Source organism: Pseudomonas sp. R4-34-07 (genome assembly GCF_003852375.1).
Taxonomy (GTDB): Bacteria; Pseudomonadota; Gammaproteobacteria; order Pseudomonadales; family Pseudomonadaceae; genus Aquipseudomonas.
This window is the reverse complement of sequence record NZ_CP027760.1, coordinates 1379972-1395150: the sequence shown is the minus strand read 5'-3', so window position 1 is coordinate 1395150 and position 15179 is coordinate 1379972. Positions and strand designations below refer to the sequence as shown.

Below are 15179 nucleotides of genomic sequence, written 5' to 3'. Positions count from 1 at the left end.
AGTCATGCAAACCTTTTGCAGCAACTGATAGCACGAAGCCTGGATAAACCAGGCTTGTGCTTGTCAGTCAGCAGATTAGCGCCGAAATGCCCACTGTCGTGAGATTTCCGACGCAATCGGCCGACTTTTTACCATTTACTGCTCAGCCGCGAAACTCGCTGCGACCGTTGTACTTGGCTTTACCCGCCAATTGCTCTTCGATGCGCAGCAATTGGTTGTACTTGGACACGCGGTCGGAACGGCACAGGGAACCGGTCTTGATCTGGCCCGCCGAGGTACCCACGGCCAGGTCGGCAATGGTCGAATCCTCGGTTTCGCCGGAGCGGTGCGAGATCACGGCGGTGTAGCCCGCAGCCTTGGCCATCTGGATGGCTTCCAGGGTTTCGGTCAGGGTGCCGATCTGGTTGAACTTGATCAGGATCGAGTTGGCGATCTTCTTGTCGATGCCTTCTTTCAGGATCTTGGTGTTGGTCACGAACAGGTCGTCGCCCACCAACTGGATTTTTTCACCGATCTTGTCGGTGAGAATTTTCCAGCCGTCCCAGTCGGACTCATCCAGGCCGTCTTCGATCGAAATGATCGGGTAGCGCTGGGTCAGGCCCTTCAGGTATTCGGCAAAGCCTTCGGAGTTGAACACCTGGCCTTCGCCGGACAGGTTGTACTTGCCGTCCTCAAAGAATTCGCTGGCAGCGCAGTCCAGGGCCAGGGTCACGTCGGTGCCCAGTGTGTAGCCGGCGTTGGCCACAGCTTCGGAGATCACTTTCAGTGCATCTTCGTTGGACGCCAGGTTCGGCGCAAAACCACCTTCGTCACCCACTGCAGTGCTCAGGCCACGGGCCTTCAGCACAGCCTTGAGGTGATGGAAAATCTCGGTGCCCATGCGCAGGCCTTCGGAGAAGGTCTTGGCGCCAACCGGCTGCACCATGAATTCCTGGATGTCGACGTTGTTATCGGCGTGCTCGCCACCGTTGATGATGTTCATCATCGGCACCGGCATCGAGTACACGCCCGGCGTACCGTTCAGGTTGGCGATGTGCGCGTACAGCGGCAGGTCCTGGTCCTGGGCGGCGGCCTTGGCGGCGGCCAGGGACACGGCGAGGATCGCGTTGGCGCCCAGGCTGCCTTTGTTTTCGGTGCCGTCGAGCTTGATCATCGCGTGGTCCAGGGCTTTCTGGTCCAGCGGGTCCTTGCCCAGCAACAGGTCACGGATCGGGCCGTTGATGTTGGCTACCGCCTTGAGTACACCCTTGCCCAGGTAACGGCTCTTGTCGCCATCACGCAGTTCCAGCGCTTCGCGCGAACCTGTGGAAGCACCGGACGGCGCGCAGGCGCTGCCGATGATGCCGTTATCGAGAAGCACGTCGGCTTCGACGGTGGGGTTGCCACGGGAGTCGAGAACTTCACGACCTTTGATGTCGACGATTTTTGCCATTGTTGTAAACACTCCAAAGTTGACGAAAACGACGCAGCTGAAGGAAATCTTTTGACCGACCGCAAGGGTGGAACAACAGGGCAAGCTTGCAGACGACAAGGCTCAGGCCTGGGGCCTGAGCATAAAGCGTGGGAAATTCTACCGGAGAAACGACGCTTACGCGGTCTCTACCGTCGGAAAACTCTTGACCAGTTCGTCCAACTGTTTGAGCTGGGCCAGGAACGGCTCCAGCTTGTCCAGGCGCAGGGCACAGGGGCCGTCGCACTTGGCGTTGTCCGGGTCCGGGTGGGCTTCCAGGAACAGGCCGGCCAGGGACTGGCTGATGCCCGCCTTGGCCAGGTCCAGCACCTGGGCACGGCGACCGCCGGCGGAATCGGCGCGACCACCGGGCATTTGCAGCGCGTGGGTCACGTCGAAGAACACCGGGTATTCGAACTGTTTCATGATGCCGAAACCGAGCATGTCCACCACGAGGTTGTTATAGCCGAAGCTCGAACCACGCTCGCACAGGATCAACTGGTCGTTACCCGCTTCCACGCATTTGCTCAGGATATGTTTCATTTCCTGGGGCGCGAGAAACTGGGCTTTCTTGATATTGATCACCGCGCCAGTCTTGGCCATGGCGACCACGAGGTCGGTCTGGCGCGACAGGAAGGCCGGCAACTGGATGATGTCGCACACCTCGGCGACCACGGCAGCCTGCTCGGGCTCGTGGACGTCAGTGATGATCGGCACGCCGAAGGCTTGCTTGATGTCCTGGAAGATCCGCATGCCTTCTTCAAGGCCCGGGCCGCGATAGGAGGTCACGGACGAACGGTTGGCCTTGTCGAAGCTGGCCTTGAATACATAGGGGATCCCCAACTTCTGGGTAACCCGCACGTACTCTTCACAGACCTGCATCGCCATGTCGCGGCTTTCCAGTACGTTCATGCCGCCGAACAGCACCATGGGCTTGTCGTTGGCAATCTCGATGTCGCCTACGCGAATGATCTTCTGGGCCATCAGGGTTATGCCTTCTTCTGATGTTGCGTCAGTGCCGCTTTGACGAAACCGCTGAACAGCGGGTGACCGTCGCGCGGCGTCGAGGTGAACTCAGGGTGGAACTGACAGGCCACGAACCACGGATGATCCGGTGCCTCGACCACTTCAACCAGCTTGCCGTCACCGGAGCGGCCGGAAATCTTCAGGCCCGCTTCCTTGATCTGCGGCAGCAGGTTGTTGTTCACTTCGTAGCGGTGACGGTGACGCTCGACGATCACGTCCTTGCCGTAGCAGTCGTGTACCAACGAACCGGCTTCCAGCAGGCAGTCCTGTGCGCCAAGGCGCATGGTGCCGCCCAGATCGGAGGCTTCGGTACGGGTTTCGACGGCACCGGTGGCGTCTTCCCACTCGGTGATCAGGCCCACGACCGGGTGGCCGCTGGTGTGATCGAACTCGGTGGAGTTGGCGTCTTTCCAGCCCAGCACGTTACGAGCGAACTCGATGACGGCCACTTGCATGCCCAGGCAGATACCCAGGTAGGGCACCTTGTTCTCGCGAGCGTATTGCACGGCGGTGATCTTGCCTTCCACCCCACGCAGGCCGAAACCGCCGGGAACGAGGATCGCGTCCACGCCTTCGAGCAGGGCGGTGCCCTGGTTCTCGATGTCTTCGGAATCGATGTAGCGCAGGTTGACCTTGGTACGATTGCTGATGCCGGCGTGACTCATCGCTTCGATCAGGGATTTGTACGCGTCGAGCAGTTCCATGTACTTGCCGACCATGGCGATGGTGACTTCATGCTCAGGGTTGAGCTTGGCGTCGACCACGGCTTCCCACTCGGACAGGTCCGCGCCGTTGCACTGCAGGCCGAAACGCTCGACCACAAAATCATCCAGGCCCTGGGAATGCAGGATGCCCGGGATCTTGTAGATGGTGTCGGCGTCTTCCAGGGCGATCACCGCACGCTCTTCAACGTTGGTGAACTGCGCGATCTTGCGACGCGAGGAAATATCGATCGGGTGGTCGGAGCGGCAGACCAGCACGTCCGGCTGCAAGCCAATGGAACGCAGTTCCTTGACCGAGTGCTGGGTTGGTTTGGTTTTGGTTTCGCCGGCAGTGGCGATGTACGGCACCAGGGTGAGGTGCATCAGCATCGCGCGCTTGGCGCCGACTTCGAAACGCAACTGGCGAATGGCTTCGAGGAACGGTTGGGATTCAATGTCACCCACGGTGCCACCGATCTCGACCATCGCCACGTCGGCATCGCCCGCGCCCTTGATGATGCGGCGCTTGATTTCGTCGGTGATGTGCGGGATCACCTGGATGGTTGCACCCAGGTAGTCACCACGGCGCTCCTTGCGCAGCACGTGCTCGTAGACACGGCCGGTGGTGAAGTTGTTGTTCTGGGTCATGGTCGTGCGGATGAACCGCTCGTAGTGGCCCAGGTCCAGGTCGGTCTCGGCGCCGTCATGGGTGACGAACACTTCACCGTGCTGGAACGGGCTCATGGTGCCCGGGTCGACGTTGATGTAGGGGTCCAGCTTGAGCATGGTGACTTTAAGCCCCCGCGCCTCCAGGATGGCCGCCAATGAAGCGGAGGCAATGCCTTTCCCCAATGAAGAAACAACACCGCCCGTGACGAATATGTAGCGCGTCATGAAAAACCCTAGAAGTCTGCGTTAAAGCGGTACGAGCCGCCGGGGAAAGCGAAGAGAGGCCGAAGCCCCCGATCACCTGCATTAATCACAGTGCACCTTTCAAAAAAACCGCCGCGTTGTGACAGACCAGCAATGGAACACCGGTACGTTGATCGCTACACATTTTTTGGAATCGCCCAGCAAAGACTGCTTGGTAATCGGCAACTGCTGCGATTCAGGCGAATCCACAGAAGTTGTATCAAGAAGGGAGCGTAGTCTACCGGAAAGGCTCTATCAGCTCAAACCTTGATCGCAGGTCTGTGGCAACCAATGCAATTGCCAGTCGTTCGGCGTGCCGGCCCATAGCCCCGCAAGGGTTGGGACAGCCAGCAATCGCTCGCCCCGATAGAGCAGCGGCAATCTGCCACGGACAAACCCAGGCATGCCGCACTCATTGAACAGGCGTTTCAGGTCGCGCCGGCCACGGCCTGGCACTTCGATGATTTCACCGCCCTGGCGGTAGCGGATTTCCAGCGGACCTTCAGGCGCCTCGCCAATCAGTTTCAACTGACCATTGCCGGGTAACTCCAATGGTTTTTGCGGATGGGGCCAGCTCACCGATGCGTCGGAAAATTCCGACCATGTAGAGGGCAGCCACCAGATGCGCTCGCCGCTGCGGTGCAGCTCGCCGTCAGCCAGACGCCATAGGGGCTGCGCATCATCCTTGGCATCGCGCATGGAATACCAGCCAGCCCAGTGGTCGCTGTCGGGCAGGCGGGTGAGTGGAGCCAGCCAATGGCGCAGCGCGTTGCGCTGGCGTGCATCGGAAAGCTCGCGCAAGGGCGCGAGGGCCAGGGAGCGCAAAGGCAACCAGGGAAACAGCGAGGGGTGATCGGCGCGCTGCAGGTCCATGGCGGCCAGCTCATCGAGCAAGCCTTGGGCTTGCTCCAGATGTTCAGCCGTGCGGGCCAGGCTTGACACCACTTGAGGCCAGCGCTGCGCCAGCACCGGGAAGACGCGGTGCCGCAGATAATTACGGGAGAAACGTGGGTCAGCGTTCGAAGGGTCTTCGATCCACTGTAAATGATGGGCCTGGGCGTAGGCTTCCAGCTCGACACGCGTGACGTCCAGCAGCGGGCGCACCAGATGACCTTGCGCCAAAGCGCGATGCGCGGGCATTGCCGCAAGCCCACGCACCCCGGCGCCGCGCAGCAGGCGGAACAACAGGGTTTCAGCCTGATCGTCGCGATGCTGGCCGGTGAGCAGCACCTCCCCTGCCCCGGTCACCTCGGCAAAGGCCAGATAACGCGCGTCACGGGCCGCGCGTTCAAGGCTGGCGCCGGGCTGTACCTGCACGCGCATCACCCGCAAGGGCACGTTTAAGCCGTCACACACTCGCTGACAATGGCCGGGCCAGGCGTCAGCGGCAGTTTGCAGGCCATGGTGAACATGCACAGCACGCAGAGGAGGAATGTTTGCCAGAGAAGCCAGCAGATGCAACAGGACGGTGGAATCGAGCCCACCCGAAAAAGCGACATGCCAGGCCGGGGCGTTGCGCCAGGGGGCCAGGGTTTGCAGGAGCTTGGCGGATAGGAGTGGCTTCATCAGATAGTAACGCCGCAAACCTGGAATACGTTGGCCAAGCATACACAAAGCAAATGTGGGAGGGGGCTTGCCCCCGATTGCTGAGTGTCAGTCACCGAATCTCGTGACGGGTCCACCGCTATCGGGGGCAAGCCCCCTCCCACATTGAGTTACGGCGTCGGCTTAGAGACCGTAGCTCATCAGACGCTCGTAACGACGGGCCAGCAGCGCTTCGTTATCCAGCTTCTTGAGCATCGCCAGTTGCGAGCCCAGTTCGGCACGGATAGTCGCGGCAGCCGCAGCCGGATCACGATGCGCGCCGCCCAATGGCTCGGCGATGACTTTATCAACGATCCCCAGGCCCTTGAGGCGATCAGCGGTGATGCCCATGGCCTCAGCAGCGTCCGGCGCCTTTTCGGCGGTTTTCCACAGAATGGAGGCGCAACCTTCCGGCGAAATCACCGCGTAGGTCGAATATTGCAACATGTTCAGTTGATCGCAGACGCCAATGGCCAGTGCTCCGCCGGAACCACCCTCACCGATCACGGTGGCGATGATTGGCGTCTTGAGGCGCGCCATGACGCGCAGGTTCCAGGCAATCGCTTCGCTCTGGTTGCGCTCTTCGGCATCGATACCTGGGTAGGCACCTGGGGTGTCGATGAAGGTCAGGATTGGCATCTTGAAGCGCTCGGCCATTTCCATCAGACGGCAAGCCTTGCGGTAGCCTTCCGGACGCGGCATGCCGAAGTTGCGACGCACTTTTTCGCGCACTTCACGGCCTTTCTGATGGCCGATCACCATTACCGGCTGGTCGTCCAGCCGAGCGATACCGCCCACGATAGCCGCGTCGTCGGAGAAATGGCGGTCGCCATGCAGCTCGTCGAACTCGGTGAAGATGTGCTGAATATAGTCCAGGGTGTACGGACGGCGCGGGTGGCGAGCCAGGCGCGCGATCTGCCAGCTGGTCAGCTTGCCGAAAATGTCTTCGGTGAGCGTACTGCTCTTGTCTTGCAGGCGGGCGATCTCATCGCCGATATTCAGCGAATTGTCATTGCCGACCAGGCGCAGCTCTTCGATCTTGGCCTGCAGGTCAGCGATCGGCTGTTCGAAATCAAGAAAATTCGGGTTCATAAGCGTCCGTCTTGGGTCGACGGCCAAGGGGTGCCTGGCCAGCCGGTTGTCTATTCGCGCCCTACCTTAAGGGAGAGGCGCGTTTAGGTCGAGATTAAATGTTTGGCCGAGATCAGGCGAATACTCTTCAGGGAAAAGCAAGCGCCTGGCCATCAGCGGTATTGGAGAAAGACGTTGTCACGGCCGAACTGGTCACGCAATGCTTGAATCAAGCCGTCAGCGGGATCGATTCGCCAGGTCTCGCCAAACTGCAACATGGCCTTGGCGTCGTTGCCGGTGTACTCCATGGTCACCGGGCACGCACCACGGTGACGCTTGAGCAGGTCACCCAACCAGCGTAGCTGATCGCCCTTGAGCGCCTCGGTCTTGACCTTCAGGCGCAGGCTTTCGGCCAGGTTGGTACGTGCATCTTCCATGCTCATCACGCGCTTGATGCGCAGGCGCAGGCCGCCGGAGAAGTCGTCGTTGCTGACCTCCCCTTCCACCACCACCATGGCGTCGGTCTGCAGCAGCGACTGGGCGGAGTGGAACGCGTCGGCAAACAGTGACGCTTCGATCCGGCCCGAGCGGTCGTCGAGGGTGATAAAACCCATCTTGTCGCCCTTCTTATTTTTCATCACCCGCAGGGCGATGATCATGCCGGCAACCGTCTGGGTATCCCGGGCCGGCTTCAGGTCGATGATGCGCTGACGGGCGAACCGGCGAATCTCGCCTTCGTACTCGTCAATCGGGTGACCCGTGAGGTACAGGCCCAAGGTGTCTTTCTCACCTTTGAGACGTTCCTTGAGAGTCAGCTCCTTGGCCTTGCGGTGGTTGGCATACACATCCGCATCTTCTTCGACGAACAGTCCGCCAAACAGGTCGGCGTGGCCGCTGTCATGGGTACGGGCAGTCTGTTCGGCGGCCTTGATCGCTTCTTCCATGGCGGTGAGCAACACCGCGCGGTTGCGGTCGATATTGGCCTGGTAAGCCTTCGGCTCATCATGGAAATACGGACCGAGACGGTCCAGCGCACCGCTGCGGATCAAGCCATCGAGGGTGCGCTTGTTGATACGCTTGAGGTCAACCCGCGCGCAGAAGTCGAACAGATCCTTGAAAGGCCCGTCCTGACGCGCCTCGGTGATGGCTTCCACCGGCCCCTCACCCACGCCTTTGATCGCGCCGAGGCCATAAATGATGCGGCCTTCGTCGTTCACCGTGAACTTGAACTCCGAGGCGTTCACGTCCGGCGCGTCGAGGCGCAGCTTCATGGTGCGCACTTCCTCGATCAAGGTCACGACCTTGTCGGTGTTGTGCATATCCGCCGAGAGTACCGCGGCCATGAACGGCGCCGGATAGTGGGCTTTCAACCAGGCGGTCTGGTACGACACCAGGCCGTACGCAGCGGAGTGGGATTTGTTGAAGCCGTAACCGGCGAATTTCTCTACCAGGTCGAAGATGTTACCGGCCAGGTCCGCGTCAATATTGTTGGTGGCGCAGCCCTCGATGAAACCGCCGCGTTGCTTGGCCATTTCTTCGGGTTTCTTTTTACCCATGGCGCGACGCAGCATGTCCGCACCGCCGAGGGTGTAACCCGCCATCACCTGGGCGATCTGCATCACCTGTTCCTGATACAGGATGATGCCGTAGGTTGGCGCCAGTACCGGCTTGAGGCCTTCGTACTGATAGTCGGAGTGCGGGTACGCCAGTTCGGCGCGGCCGTGCTTACGGTTGATAAAGTCATCAACCATGCCCGATTGCAGCGGCCCCGGACGGAACAGGGCCACCAGTGCGATCAAGTCTTCCAGGCAGTCGGGCTTGAGCTTTTTGATCAGCTCCTTCATGCCGCGCGACTCAAGCTGGAACACCGCAGTGGTTTCGGCTTTTTGCAGCAGGCTGTAGGTCGGTTTGTCGTCCAGCGGGATAAAGGCGATATCCAGCGGTTCCTCGCCGACCTTGGCGCGGTCGCGGTTGATGGTCTTGAGCGCCCAGTCGATGATCGTCAGGGTGCGCAGGCCGAGGAAGTCGAACTTCACCAGGCCGGCCGCCTCCACGTCATCCTTGTCGAACTGGGTCACCAGGCCGCCGCCCTCTTCATCGCAGTAGATCGGCGAGAAGTCGGTCAGCTTGGTGGGCGCGATCACCACGCCACCGGCGTGTTTACCGACGTTACGCACCACACCTTCGAGCTTGCGTGCCATGTCCCAGATTTCGGCGGCTTCTTCATCGACCTTGATAAAGTCGCGCAGAATCTCTTCCTGTTCGTAGGCTTTTTCCAGGGTCATGCCCACTTCGAACGGGATCATCTTCGACAGGCGGTCGGCCAGGCCGTAGGATTTGCCCTGCACCCGTGCCACGTCGCGGATAACCGCCTTGGCCGCCATGGAACCGAAGGTGATGATCTGGCTGACCGCATTGCGACCGTATTTCTCGGCCACGTACTCGATCACGCGGTCGCGACCGTCCATGCAGAAGTCGACGTCGAAGTCGGGCATGGAAACCCGTTCCGGGTTGAGGAAACGTTCGAACAGCAGGTCATATTCCAACGGGTCGAGGTCGGTGATCTTCTGCACGTAGGCCACCAGCGAGCCAGCACCTGACCCCCGGCCCGGACCGACCGGTACGCCGTTGCTCTTGGCCCACTGGATAAAGTCCATCACGATCAGGAAGTAACCGGGGAACCCCATCTGGATGATGATATCCAGCTCGAAATTCAGCCGGTCGACGTAGACCTGGCGCTTGGCTTCGTAGTCTTCGGTGGTGTCCCTGGGCAGCAGCACGCTGAGCCGCTCTTCCAGGCCGTCGAACGACACCTTGCGGAAGTACTCGTCGATGGTCATGCCATCGGGAATCGGGAAGTTGGGCAGGAAGTGCTTGCCCAGCTTCACTTCGATATTGCAGCGCTTGGCAATCTCGACGGAGTTTTCCAAGGCCTCGGGCAAGTCGCTGAACAGCTCGGCCATTTCCTCGGCGCTTTTGAGGTACTGCTCTTCGCTGTAGTTCTTGGAGCGACGCGGGTCATCCAGGGCCCGGCCCTCGCCGATGCACACGCGGGTCTCGTGGGCCTCGAAATCTTCCTTCTTGATAAAACGTACATCGTTGGTTGCCACCAGCGGCGCGCCCAGCTTGTCGGCCAGGGCCACGGCGGCGTGCAGGTGCTCTTCATCGTTGGGGCGATTGGTGCGCTGCACTTCCAGGTAGAAGCGGTCAGGGAACACCTGCATCCACTCGCGGGCGAGCACTTCGGCTTCCTGCGGGTTGCCGCCGAGCAGCGCGATACCGATCTCGCCCTCTTTGGCGGCCGAGAGCATGATCAAGCCTTCGCTGGCTTGCGCGACCCACTCGCGCTCGATGATGATCGAGCCGTTGCGCTGACCATCGATGAAGCCACGGGAAATCAGTTCGGTCAGGTTGCGATAACCCACGCCGTTCATCGCCAGCAGGCTGATGCGGCTCAGGGGGTTATCCGGATCCTTGTTGGACAGCCACAGATCGGCGCCGCAGATCGGCTTGATACCTGCGCCCATGGCGTTTTTGTAGAATTTGACCAGGGAACACATGTTGTTCTGGTCGGTAACCGCTACCGCTGGCATGTTCATGCCCACCAGGGTCTTGACCAGCGGTTTGATCCGTACGAGGCCGTCGACCAGGGAGTATTCAGTGTGCAGGCGTAGATGAACGAATGAAGCCGGCATAGTGATCCTGTGCAGTAACGTGGAAACAACAAGGCCCGGGATTGTACCGGGCCTTGAGCAAAACATCAGCCTCGCGACTACACCTCGCTGAGGCTCTCGCGCAGCTCATAAGCCTGGCGCACCGGGGCGAACGAGCGGCGATGGATCGGCGTAGGGCCGAGTCGCGCCAAGGCTTCCAGATGAACGGGCGTCGGGTAGCCCTTGTGGCCGCCCATGCCGTAGCCGGGGTAAATCAAGTCGAACGCCGCCATTTCGCGGTCGCGGCTGACCTTGGCCAAAATCGACGCCGCCGCAATGGCCGGCACCTTGCTGTCACCCTGGACCACGGCTTCAGCGCGCATCGCCAGCTGGGGGCAACGATTGCCGTCGATCATCGCCAGCCTGGGCGTGATATGCAGCCCTTCAACCGCACGCTGCATGGCAAGCATGGTGGCGTGCAGGATGTTCAGTTCATCGATTTCTTCTACTTCTGCCCGAGCGATATGCCAACTCAGGGCTTTTTCGCAGATCTCGTCATAGAGCTTTTCACGGCGGGCTTCGGTGAGCTTTTTCGAGTCATTGAGGCCAAGGATCGGACGGTTCGGGTCGAGAATCACCGCCGCCGTTACGACCGCACCGCACAGCGGGCCGCGCCCGACTTCGTCGACACCGGCGACCAGTTCGTGGGCCTGTGCAACCAGGCTGAAATCCAGGCCCATCTGCGTACTCATAAGGCTTCCTGTCTATGGCCGATCAAGTTCAACACGGCATCAGCCGCCTGGTTCGAGGCATCACGCCGCAGAGTGCGATGAATCGAATCGAAACCACGGGTCTGCTCTTCGCCGCCGTCAATCAAGGGTAGCAGCGTTTGTGCAAGTGCCTGGGGCGTAGCATCGTCCTGCAACAACTCCGGCACCAACAACCGTTGGGCCAGCAGATTGGGCAAAGAAATATACGGGCTCTTGACCATCCGCTTGAGAATCCAGAAGGTCAGCGGCGCCAGGCGATAGGCCACAACCATGGGACGCTTGTACAGCAAGGCTTCCAGAGTGGCGGTGCCTGAGGCGATCAGTACGGCATCGCAGGCGGCCAGGGCCAGGTGCGACTGACCGTCGAGCAGGGTCAACGGCAGGTTGCGCCCTTCAAGCAGTGTTTCGATTTGTGCGCGACGCTGCGGGCTGGCGCACGGCAGTACAAAACGAATGCCCGGCTTGAGCGCTTGCAGACGTTCGGCAGCATCAAAGAACAGGCTACCCAAGCGCCCGACTTCACCGCCCCGGCTACCCGGCATCAGTGCGACCAGCGGGCCATCGGGCAACCCCAGTTCGGTACGCGCTGCGGCACGGTCGGCCTGCAAAGGAATGGCATCGGCCAGGGTATGCCCGACAAACCGCACCGGCACGCCCTTCTCTTCGTAGAACCGCGCTTCGAACGGCAGCAGGGTCAGCATCAAGTCGCAGCCTTCACGAATCTTCAGCACGCGCTTTTGCCGCCACGCCCACACGGACGGGCTGACATAGTGAACCGTCTTGATCCCGGCCTGGCGCAACTTGAGTTCAATGTTGAGAGTGAAGTCCGGGGCATCGATACCGATAAAGACGTCGGGCTTTTCTTCGATCAACGTCTTGATCAGTAGCTTGCGACGCGCGAGCAACTCACGCAGGCGCCCCAGTACTTCTACCAAACCCATGACCGACAGGCGCTCCATCGGAAAGTAGGAGGTGAGGCCTTCGGCCTGCATCAGCGGGCCACCGACGCCAATAAATTCGATGGTCGGGTGCTGGACCTTGAGGGCCCGCATCAGGCCGGCACCGAGAATATCGCCGGAAGCTTCGCCGGCGACCAGTGCGATACGCAACTTGGCCATGGTCAGCGGGTGATGCCGCGAGTCGACGCCTGGATCGAGTCGCGAAACACCGCGACTTCCGGGAACGACGCTGCCGGCTCGGCCAGTTCGGTCAGGGCCTGCTCAACCGTCAGCCCTTGACGGTAAACCGTCTTGTAGGCGCGGCGCAGGGCTTGGATCGCGTCGTCGCTGAAGCCGCGACGGCGCATCCCTTCAAAATTCATGCTGCGGGCCTCAGCGGGGTTGCCGAACACCGTGACGAATGCAGGGACATCCTTGCCGATGGCGGTGCCCATGCCGGAAAAGCTGTGGGCGCCGATATGGCAATATTGGTGCACCAGGGTGAAACCGGACAGGATCGCCCAGTCGTCCACATGCACATGCCCGGCCAAGGCGGTGTTGTTGACCAGGATGCAGTGGTTGCCGATCACGCTGTCGTGGCCGATATGCGCATAGGCCATCACCAGGTTGTGATCCCCCAGCGTGGTCTCTGCCCGATCCTGCACGGTGCCACGGTGAATGGTCACGCCTTCACGGATGATGTTGTGGTCACCGATTACCAGGCGCGTTTCTTCACCCTTGTACTTCATGTCCGGGGTGTCTTCGCCTACCGAGGAAAACTGGTAGATGCGATTGTGTTTGCCAATGCGGGTCGGACCCTTGAGGATCACGTGCGGCCCGATGACAGTCCCCTCGCCGATTTCCACACCTGCGCCGACGATCGACCAAGGGCCGACCTCAACGTCGGCGGCCAGTACGGCCGACGGATCGATGATTGCGCGAGGGTCAATCAAACTCATAGTTTGCGTTCCGCGCAGATGATCTCGGCAGAGCACACCGGCTTGCCATCCACCGAGGCCTGGCATTCGAATTTCCAGATCTGGCGCTTGCAGCTGATGAACTTGGCTTCCAGGATCAACTGGTCACCCGGGGTGACCGGATTGCGAAAACGCAACTTGTCGGAGCCCACGAAATAGTAGAGCGTGCCGTCGGCAGGCTTGAGGTCGAGCATTTTGAAACCAAGGATACCGGCAGCCTGGGCCATTGCTTCGATGATCAACACGCCCGGCATGATGGGATGCGCAGGAAAGTGACCATTGAAAAACGGTTCGTTGATGCTGACATTCTTGTAGGCACGAATGCGCTTTTCCTCAACATTGAGGTCCACTACTCGGTCCACCAGCAGGAACGGGTAACGGTGAGGCAGGTATTCGCGAATCTCGTTGATGTCCATCATTTCGGGGGGAAGCCTGTAATAAAGATTGGGGGCGGGCGGACTAAAAGCACGCCCCGCTAGCAAATCAAGGAGGCAGTCTAGCGGCTGTGCACACTTGATATGGAAATGGTATCAGCCTTCTGATGAAGCATTACCGCCAGGGGTCACGTCTGCAACACGCTTTTCCAGCTGTTTGAGACGTCGCGCCATGTCGTCGAGCTGCCTCAGACGCGCTGCGCTCTTGCGCCATTCAGCCGCTGGCTGCATGGCGGTACCGGATGAATAAGCCCCTGGCTCGGTAATCGAGTGAGTGACCATGGTCATGCCGGTGATGAAGACGTTGTCGCAAATATCGATATGCCCCACCAGCCCCACGCCACCGGCGAGCATGCAATGCTTGCCGATTTTGGTGCTGCCGGAAATCCCCACGCAGGCGGCCATGGCGGTGTGATCGCCAATCTGCACGTTGTGGGCGATCTGAATCTGGTTGTCGAGCTTCACGCCATTGCCAATCACGGTATCGGCCAGGGCCCCGCGATCGACAGCGGTGTTGACGCCGATCTCTACGTCGTCGCCGATCAATACGCCGCCCACCTGGGCGATCTTGTGCCAGACACCCTTGGCGTTGGCAAAGCCGAAGCCTTCACCGCCGATCACCGCGCCCGACTGAATGACCACCCGCTGCCCAATACGCACATCGTGGTAAAGGGTGACGCGAGGCGCCAGCCAGCCATCGGCACCGATGACGCAACGCGCGCCGATAAAGCAATGCGCGCCGACGGTGACGCCTGCGCCAATACGCGCGCCGCTTTCGATCACGGCAAAGGCGCCAACGCTGGCCGCCGGATCGACCTGGGCGTCCTCGGCGATCACCGCTGACGGGTGAATACCGCCAGCCGCCTCAGGCTTGGGATCGAACAGGTGCGACGCTTTCGCGTAGCACAGGTAGGGGTCGTCCACTACCAGCGCATCCCCGATAAACCCTTCGGCGTCAGCCGCCTTCAGCAACACGGCTGCGGCTTGGCAATCGACCAGGTATTTACGGTATTGAGGATTTGCGAGGAAGCTCAACTGAGCTGGGCCAGCCTCCTGCAAGGTGGCTAGCCCAGTGATGTCTTTCTCCGGGGAACCACGCAAGGTGGCTCCCAGGAACTCGGCCAACTCGCCGAGCTTGATGGTCGCGGTCATGGTTTACTTCAGCTGGTTCATGCGCTCGATCACCTGGCGGGTGATGTCGTATTGAGGCTTGACGTCAATCACTGCGCCACGCTCGAACACCAGGTCAAAGGCACCCTTCTTGATGACTTCTTCCACGGCGCTGTCGAGTTTCGGCTTGAGCTGCTTGAGCATTTCGCGGTCGGCAACAGCCTTGGCTTCGTTCAGTTCCTTGGATTGGAACTGGTAGTCACGGGCCTTTTGCTTGAATTCAAGCTCCAAACGCTCGCGCTCGCCTTGCTGCATCTTGTCACCACCGGCAACCAGACGGTCCTGGATGCCTTTGGCGCTGCTTTCCAGGGTTTTAAGCTTGGTCAATTGCGGACCGAATTTCTTCTCTGCATCCACGGCGTACTTCTTGGCCGCGTCAGATTCCAGCAGGGCCATCTGATAGTTCAGCACGGCGATTTTCATTTCGGCGAAGGCCGGGGTGGTTACCAGCACAGTGGCCAGCAGGACCAATTGAGTCAACTTACGCACGATG

At 60.3% G+C, this 15179-nt stretch carries 12 protein-coding genes; all 12 read right to left on the bottom strand.

All coding sequences use genetic code 11. The annotated features are described in order from the left end of the window. Positions 1-142: 142 nt before the first annotated feature. On the bottom strand, positions 143-1432 hold the full coding sequence (eno, locus tag C4J85_RS06255; protein WP_124366123.1) for a phosphopyruvate hydratase: 1290 nt from the start codon (positions 1430-1432) through the stop codon (positions 143-145). 156 nt (positions 1433-1588) lie between these two features. Next, complete coding sequence (kdsA, locus tag C4J85_RS06250) at positions 1589-2434, bottom strand: 3-deoxy-8-phosphooctulonate synthase (RefSeq protein WP_124366122.1); 846 nt, start codon at positions 2432-2434, stop codon at positions 1589-1591. 5 nt (positions 2435-2439) lie between these two features. Next, on the bottom strand, positions 2440-4071 hold the full coding sequence (locus tag C4J85_RS06245) for a CTP synthase (protein WP_124361620.1): 1632 nt from the start codon (positions 4069-4071) through the stop codon (positions 2440-2442). A gap of 273 nt (positions 4072-4344) precedes the next feature. After that, positions 4345-5655, bottom strand: coding sequence for a tRNA lysidine(34) synthetase TilS (tilS, locus tag C4J85_RS06240; protein WP_124409232.1), 1311 nt, complete (start codon positions 5653-5655; stop codon positions 4345-4347). A 162-nt stretch (positions 5656-5817) separates the two neighbouring features. Continuing rightward, a complete protein-coding gene (locus tag C4J85_RS06235) occupies positions 5818-6765 on the bottom strand; it encodes an acetyl-CoA carboxylase carboxyltransferase subunit alpha (protein ID WP_016976871.1) in 948 nt (315 codons plus the stop codon). 152 nt (positions 6766-6917) lie between these two features. Then, positions 6918-10439, bottom strand: a complete 3522-nt coding sequence (gene dnaE, locus C4J85_RS06230; RefSeq protein ID WP_124366120.1) for a DNA polymerase III subunit alpha — start codon at positions 10437-10439, stop codon at positions 6918-6920. Positions 10440-10516: 77 nt separating this feature from the next. Beyond that, positions 10517-11149 carry a ribonuclease HII gene (rnhB, locus tag C4J85_RS06225; protein WP_124366119.1) on the bottom strand — a complete coding sequence of 211 codons (633 nt, stop codon included), beginning with the start codon at positions 11147-11149 and terminating at the stop codon, positions 10517-10519. Further along, positions 11146-12285, bottom strand: a complete 1140-nt coding sequence (gene lpxB, locus C4J85_RS06220; RefSeq protein ID WP_124409231.1) for a lipid-A-disaccharide synthase — start codon at positions 12283-12285, stop codon at positions 11146-11148. The genes rnhB and lpxB overlap by 4 nt, the downstream gene beginning before the upstream one ends. 2 nt (positions 12286-12287) lie before the next feature. Continuing rightward, positions 12288-13064 (bottom strand): acyl-ACP--UDP-N-acetylglucosamine O-acyltransferase, encoded by a 777-nt coding sequence (lpxA, locus tag C4J85_RS06215; RefSeq protein WP_124361615.1) that lies wholly within the window; start codon positions 13062-13064, stop codon positions 12288-12290. Further along, complete coding sequence (fabZ, locus tag C4J85_RS06210; protein ID WP_003172281.1) at positions 13061-13501, bottom strand: 3-hydroxyacyl-ACP dehydratase FabZ; 441 nt, start codon at positions 13499-13501, stop codon at positions 13061-13063. The genes lpxA and fabZ overlap by 4 nt, the downstream gene beginning before the upstream one ends. A gap of 111 nt (positions 13502-13612) precedes the next feature. Next, a complete protein-coding gene (lpxD, locus tag C4J85_RS06205) occupies positions 13613-14668 on the bottom strand; it encodes a UDP-3-O-(3-hydroxymyristoyl)glucosamine N-acyltransferase (RefSeq protein WP_124409230.1) in 1056 nt (351 codons plus the stop codon). A 3-nt stretch (positions 14669-14671) separates the two neighbouring features. After that, entirely contained in the window at positions 14672-15175 is a 504-nt protein-coding gene (locus tag C4J85_RS06200) for an OmpH family outer membrane protein (protein WP_003172279.1), read from the bottom strand. Positions 15176-15179: the final 4 nt, after the last annotated feature.

What these genes read in the sequence shown, in the direction of transcription:
- lpxD (WP_124409230.1), bottom strand. Translation starts at nt 14,668, where the DNA reads ATGACCGCGACCATCAAGCTCGGCGAGTTGGCCGAGTTCCTGGGAGCC.
- dnaE (WP_124366120.1), bottom strand. Translation starts at nt 10,439, where the DNA reads ATGCCGGCTTCATTCGTTCATCTACGCCTGCACACTGAATACTCCCTG.
- C4J85_RS06245 (WP_124361620.1), bottom strand. Translation starts at nt 4,071, where the DNA reads ATGACGCGCTACATATTCGTCACGGGCGGTGTTGTTTCTTCATTGGGG.
- lpxA (WP_124361615.1), bottom strand. Translation starts at nt 13,064, where the DNA reads ATGAGTTTGATTGACCCTCGCGCAATCATCGATCCGTCGGCCGTACTG.
- tilS (WP_124409232.1), bottom strand. Translation starts at nt 5,655, where the DNA reads ATGAAGCCACTCCTATCCGCCAAGCTCCTGCAAACCCTGGCCCCCTGG.
- C4J85_RS06235 (WP_016976871.1), bottom strand. Translation starts at nt 6,765, where the DNA reads ATGAACCCGAATTTTCTTGATTTCGAACAGCCGATCGCTGACCTGCAG.
- rnhB (WP_124366119.1), bottom strand. Translation starts at nt 11,149, where the DNA reads ATGAGTACGCAGATGGGCCTGGATTTCAGCCTGGTTGCACAGGCCCAC.
- kdsA (WP_124366122.1), bottom strand. Translation starts at nt 2,434, where the DNA reads ATGGCCCAGAAGATCATTCGCGTAGGCGACATCGAGATTGCCAACGAC.
- eno (WP_124366123.1), bottom strand. Translation starts at nt 1,432, where the DNA reads ATGGCAAAAATCGTCGACATCAAAGGTCGTGAAGTTCTCGACTCCCGT.
- fabZ (WP_003172281.1), bottom strand. Translation starts at nt 13,501, where the DNA reads ATGATGGACATCAACGAGATTCGCGAATACCTGCCTCACCGTTACCCG.
- lpxB (WP_124409231.1), bottom strand. Translation starts at nt 12,285, where the DNA reads ATGGCCAAGTTGCGTATCGCACTGGTCGCCGGCGAAGCTTCCGGCGAT.